The 4,831-nt window shown below is 64.6% G+C and carries 3 protein-coding genes and 2 pseudogenes; 2 read left to right on the top strand and 3 right to left on the bottom strand.

Translation table 11 applies throughout. The features are described from left to right. Positions 1-341: 341 nt before the first annotated feature. Positions 342-1,223, top strand: a complete 882-nt coding sequence (locus Vgi01_RS30165) for a helix-turn-helix domain-containing protein (protein WP_204293325.1) — start codon at positions 342-344, stop codon at positions 1,221-1,223. Beyond that, the gene (locus Vgi01_RS30160; RefSeq protein ID WP_204293324.1) at positions 1,216-1,410 is read left to right on the top strand and encodes a DUF397 domain-containing protein; all 195 of its coding nucleotides are present in this window, start codon (positions 1,216-1,218) and stop codon (positions 1,408-1,410) included. The genes Vgi01_RS30165 and Vgi01_RS30160 overlap by 8 nt, the downstream gene beginning before the upstream one ends. A 195-nt stretch (positions 1,411-1,605) precedes the next feature. Here the strand turns inward: Vgi01_RS30160 and Vgi01_RS31060 are convergent. From Vgi01_RS31060 to Vgi01_RS30150, 3 genes and pseudogenes are all read right to left on the bottom strand, one after another. Continuing rightward, positions 1,606-1,755: pseudogene (locus tag Vgi01_RS31060) on the bottom strand (IS5 family transposase); the annotation flags it as partial. 106 nt (positions 1,756-1,861) lie between these two features. Continuing rightward, positions 1,862-3,325 (bottom strand): group II intron reverse transcriptase/maturase, encoded by a 1,464-nt coding sequence (gene ltrA / locus Vgi01_RS30155; RefSeq protein WP_199180375.1) that lies wholly within the window; start codon positions 3,323-3,325, stop codon positions 1,862-1,864. A gap of 552 nt (positions 3,326-3,877) precedes the next feature. Continuing rightward, positions 3,878-4,606 (bottom strand): annotated as a pseudogene (locus tag Vgi01_RS30150) (IS5 family transposase); the annotation flags it as partial. Between the last annotated feature and the right edge of the window lie 225 nt (positions 4,607-4,831).

Raw genomic sequence — 4,831 nt, 5'->3', positions numbered from 1 at the left:
AGTACGCGGGGAGAATGCAACGCCTGAATGCATAATTGCGCCGAGTTCCGCTGACTTTCTTTTCCGCAATCCCGACGTGTTGCATGTTTGGATCGGGCGGTGTTGCAGGATTGCCCACCGACCCGCAGCAGCTCATCGCCCATCAGTCGGCGCTCCGGCACACGAGTTGCAGCGCATGGGAATTGCGGGTCGATGAGCGATGTCAGGGTTGTCTTGTAGGGTCAGGACGGCAATGCCTCACACGCAGATAACTCTGGTAAGAAATCGGTTTCCAGGCAACAGATCCACGTTTCACCGATGGCGTCCGGATGTAACAAAATGCAACACGAGAGGGGTGGCCGATGGCCGACGACATGGGATCGACAGTCCCCAGGCGACAGCTCGGGCGAGCGCTGCGCGACCTGCGCACCGAAGCACGCATGACCCTCGACGGCGCGGCCGAGGCCATGCAGTGCAGCCGCCAGAAGATGTGGCGCATCGAGACCGGCCTCGGCCCCACCCGCGCCGTCGACGTCAAGGCCCTCTGTGAGCTGTACGCCGCCACCCCCGAACTGACCGCCGCCCTTACCGCCCTGGCCCAGGAGACCAAGGCCAAGGGCTGGTGGCACTCCTACGGCGACGCCATCCCCGACTGGTTCGAGCTGTACGTCGGCCTCGAATCCGCCGCCTCCCGCTTACGTGGGTTCGACGAGTCCCTGATCCCCGGTCTTCTTCAGACCGAGGCATACGCCCGAGGCGTCTTCCGAAACCGCACCGACATAGGCGAAGACGAATTGGAGCAGTTCATCGGCGTCCGACTTGAGCGGCAGGGCCTCCTGCGACGGCGGCTACCGAAGGCACCCACGCTCAGCTCCGTGCTCGCCGAGTCGCTCCTGATCAAGCAAGTGGGCAACCGTGCGGTAATGGCTGATCAGCTTCGGCACCTGCTCGACCTCACCGAACTGCCGAACGTCTCCATCCGCATCCTGCCTCTGTCCGCAGGAGCGCACTACGGCGCGCTCGCCGGGACCTTCATGATGCTCGACTTCCCGCTGACCAACCGGACCACCCCAGAGCCGTCCGTCGTCTACAGCGAATCCCTCACCGGCGCACTCTACCTGGACCGCTCACACGAGATCGCGGCCTACGAAAAGGTGTGGGCAAGCCTCGATGCGCTCGCCCTTGATGAGCAACAATCGAGGCATCTGATCAACAAGATCATCGGAGAGGTGCACCATGGCTAACCTGACCGACGCCCAGTGGCGTAAGAGCACCCGCAGCGGCGACAACGGCGGCGCGTGTGTCGAGGTCGCCGACAACTTCCCCGACCTCGTCGCCGTCCGCGACAGCAAGGATCCGGCAGGACCCGCCCTCGCCTTCTCCCCCACCGCATGGATGACCTTCGTCCAGTCCACCAAAGCCAAGCACTGACCTGCTTGTCGATCGGGAGCGTCGCCAGCAGGCATGCTGGGTCGCTCCCGTCAAGCTACCGCAGAACAGCCGATTTCATGATCAAGTCCGGTGAACCCATCGACCAATAAGGCTTGCGCAACTTTGTAGCCGGCACCTAGTAGCAGGGATTCTTAGAGGGCGTCTGATTCACGTATTTTGTGAGTGATGCCGTCTTCAGATGTCTCGCCAGGTTGGGGTGGTTTCGTTGGTGACGCGTTTGGTGAGGTTGTCGATCATCGCGATGCGGATCATGCTGGCGGAGTTGTCGGGTAGGGCTTCGTAGTCGCGGGCCAGTCGGCGGTGCAGCATGATCCAGCCGAGGCTGTTGGGTCGGGCCCGGGCGCGGTGCCTGGATTGCTCCAGGTCCGTTTCCCGGACCCGCCCGCCGAACCCGGCGTGCGACTCTCACCGCACCGGGCTCTCCACGAGGTCATGCCGTTGGGGGTGGGCTTGTCGGTGTGGGCTGCCAGGGGTTCGGGATCTTGGTGCCGCGATAGCGGTATCGGGTCACGGGGACCTTCGCCATCTTGAACAACTCGACCCCGTCGAAGGCGATGGGTTGCCACCCTTGCGGGGTGCGCAGCCATCGCTGGATGGCTCTCCAGGTCATGCGGTTGCGGCGCATCACCCAGTTGATCACTCGCCACCAGATGAAGTTCTGCAGGTGGGAGAAGGTGTGCTTGGCGACCGCGTGCTTGAAGTAGTTGGCCCATCCACGCTGGATGTAGTTGATCCTCACCAGCGTTTCCCGGTAGCTCAGGTGCGACAACCGGCGGGTCAGTGACTTGATCTTCCGTTTCAGTGCCTGGACCGGCTTGTCGGCGATGAACGTGTAGACATGCCACTTGCTCGTTCCTCGTTTCCGCTTCCAGACGATGCGGAAGCCGAGGAAGTCGACCCCGTCGGCAAGGTGGGTGATCCTGGTCTTGGGCTCGGATAGGCGTAGGCCCATCGTCGCCAGGACGGTGCTCACCTGGTCGCGCAGGTCCTCGACGTGTTGCTCGGTGCCGTGGACCAGGACGAGGAAGTCGTCGGCGTAGCGAACCAACTGCCACGTCGCCAGCCCTCGGTCGCGTCGCTTCCTGCGCTGCCAGTTGGTGCCCATCGCGGCCCATTGCTCGGCGAAGAACTCGTCGAGAACCGACAACGCGATGTTGGCCAGCAGTGGTGAGAGGATCCCTCCTTGAGGTGTGCCGGACGTGGTCTCGTTCCGCTCGCCGAGCTCAGTCATGATCCCGGCCTTGAGGAACGCCTTCACCAGCGCGAGCACCCGCTTGTCCTTCACCCGCGCCCGCACCCGACCCATCAGGGTCGGATGATCGATGCGGTCGAAGCACGCCTCGATATCCGCGTCCAGCACCCACCGGTAACCGGCGGTGGCCAGATGATGGATCTCGGCGATCGCGTCGTGCGCACGCCGGTTCGGCCGGAACCCATACGAACAAGGCCGGAAGTCCGCCTCGAAGATGGGCTCCAGGACCAGCTTCAGCGCAGCCTGGACCACACGGTCCGTGATGGTCGGTATCCCGAGCCGGCGTAGTTTCCCGCCGGTCTTGGGGATCATCTTCTCCCGTACTGGCAGCGGCCGGAACGTGCCGGTCTTCAGCAGGGAACGGACGTGGTCCAGGAACACCTCGGGCCCAGCCATGCTCACGTGCACGGCGGTGACGCCGTCCACGCCAGCAGTGCGGGCTCCGGCGTTCCCGGCGACCCGCTGCAACGCCACGACCAGCGTGGCCGGGTCGCTGACGAAGTTGTAGACATCGTCAAACCGGCGACCGTGGTCGGCCACCGCCCAACGGTGCAGTTTGATCTGCATTCCCCGTACCCGCGACCAGGCCTCTTCCGGGGTCGGCCACGCGACGGTGGTATCCACCACCGTGTCTTCGGGCATTGCAGTACCTCCCTTGCGATCTCGCTGCCGCCCTTCCCCATGTGACCGGCTCTCCCGGCCTCGGAGTACTACGGCGGCTCCGTCCTCTCCCGGCCCGATCGGCCGACGGTGGACCCAGCCCGACGTGTCGTCTCTGGCCGAGACGCTGCCGGGCAGAGCCGGGAGAGTTCCCGTGTTCACTGACTGATCGCTCGACGAAGGAGGCACCCGGCTATACCCCCGCGGCATCGCCACGGCTACCCCGCAGCACTTCACCGTGGCCTCCCGAACCGTCGAACGTCAGCAGCACGGAAGTTCCCGTCCCGAAAGAAGAGGACCAGGACGCACCGCACCCAGCCCATATCCGCCAGGTTCGAGCTGGTAGGGATCGTTAGGAGGCTTCAGACACCGGTTCCTCGCGTATACCTCTCCATCTCGCTTGCCGGACCCGCGCCATCTGGCAGTACTGGTCACGTCCCGGCGTTGTCGGGGCCGCTTGCCACCCTCCCCGGCACCTCCCGGATCAGGCTGCCCCCAGCTTCACCGAACTGCTGCGACAGCCCGGCGGCGAAGGTCTCTCACCTCCACTCGATCAATCAGCGCCTCACGGCGCACGCGTTCGACGACCCAGCGGCGTTTGACCACCGAGAACCCTCGGATCTGCGGGTCTTTGGTGACGACTTCGACGTCGATGCCGAGGGTGGCGCCGTGTTCGATGACCTTGTTCTTGAAGCCGGCGTCGACCCAGGTCTTGGTCAGGGTCGGGTAGGTGGCTTTGGCCTGGTCGAGCAGGTTGATGCCGATGGTGTTGTCGCTGGCGCTGGCGGCGGTGACGACGACGGCGAGGAGTAGGCCGAGGGTGTCGGTGACGATGCCGCGTTTGCGTCCGACGATCTTCTTGCCGGCGTCGATGCCCTGGGTGGGCAGGGGTGCGTTGGTGGAGGTCTTCACGCTCTGGGTGTCGATGACGCAGGCTGACGGGTGCGCGGCGCGTCCGGCCTTGGTGCGGGCCAGGCCGGTGAGTTGGTAGTTGAGGTGGGTGAAGATGCCGTCGGTGGTCCAGGCGGTGAAGTAGCCGTAGACGGTCTGCCAGGGCGGGAAGTCGTGGGGCAGGTAGCGCCAGGCGATGCCGGTGCGGTTGACGTACAGGATGGCGTTGAAGATTTCCCGCAGGTCGTGGCTGGCGGTACGTCCGCCGACACCGGCGTCGGTGCGGGCCTGGCGCCAGGCGGTCAACCGTGGTGCGATCAGCGCCCAGCGGGCGTCGGACAGGTCGGAGGGGTAGGCAGGTCGCTCGGCCATGCCATAGCTCTACTGTGGACGAGCTGTGGTGGATCGCACCCGTAGTCCGACGATATGAGGGCTTTTCTGAACCAGACACGTTCCGCGGAATGAAGCTGGCATATCGCTGCGGCATCAGTCGGGTCAAACAGTGCCGATAGCCACGAGTCGGCGGCGCTGCCGGCCTGGCAGGCTGCCAGCCAAATGACGCTAATCCCACGCGGACGAGATCAAAACGCCCAGTCA

Source organism: Micromonospora gifhornensis, from assembly GCF_016863515.1.
GTDB lineage: Bacteria > Actinomycetota > Actinomycetes > Mycobacteriales > Micromonosporaceae > Micromonospora > Micromonospora gifhornensis.
Note: the sequence above shows the minus strand (reverse complement) of the source record. Positions and strands in the feature narration are given on the sequence as shown.

Bases quoted from the DNA above. Each gene is read 5' to 3' on its own strand.
- Vgi01_RS30165 (WP_204293325.1), top strand. From the start codon at position 342: ATGGCCGACGACATGGGATCGACAGTCCCCAGGCGACAGCTCGGGCGA.
- Vgi01_RS30160 (WP_204293324.1), top strand. From the start codon at position 1,216: ATGGCTAACCTGACCGACGCCCAGTGGCGTAAGAGCACCCGCAGCGGC.
- ltrA (WP_199180375.1), bottom strand. From the start codon at position 3,325: ATGCCCGAAGACACGGTGGTGGATACCACCGTCGCGTGGCCGACCCCG.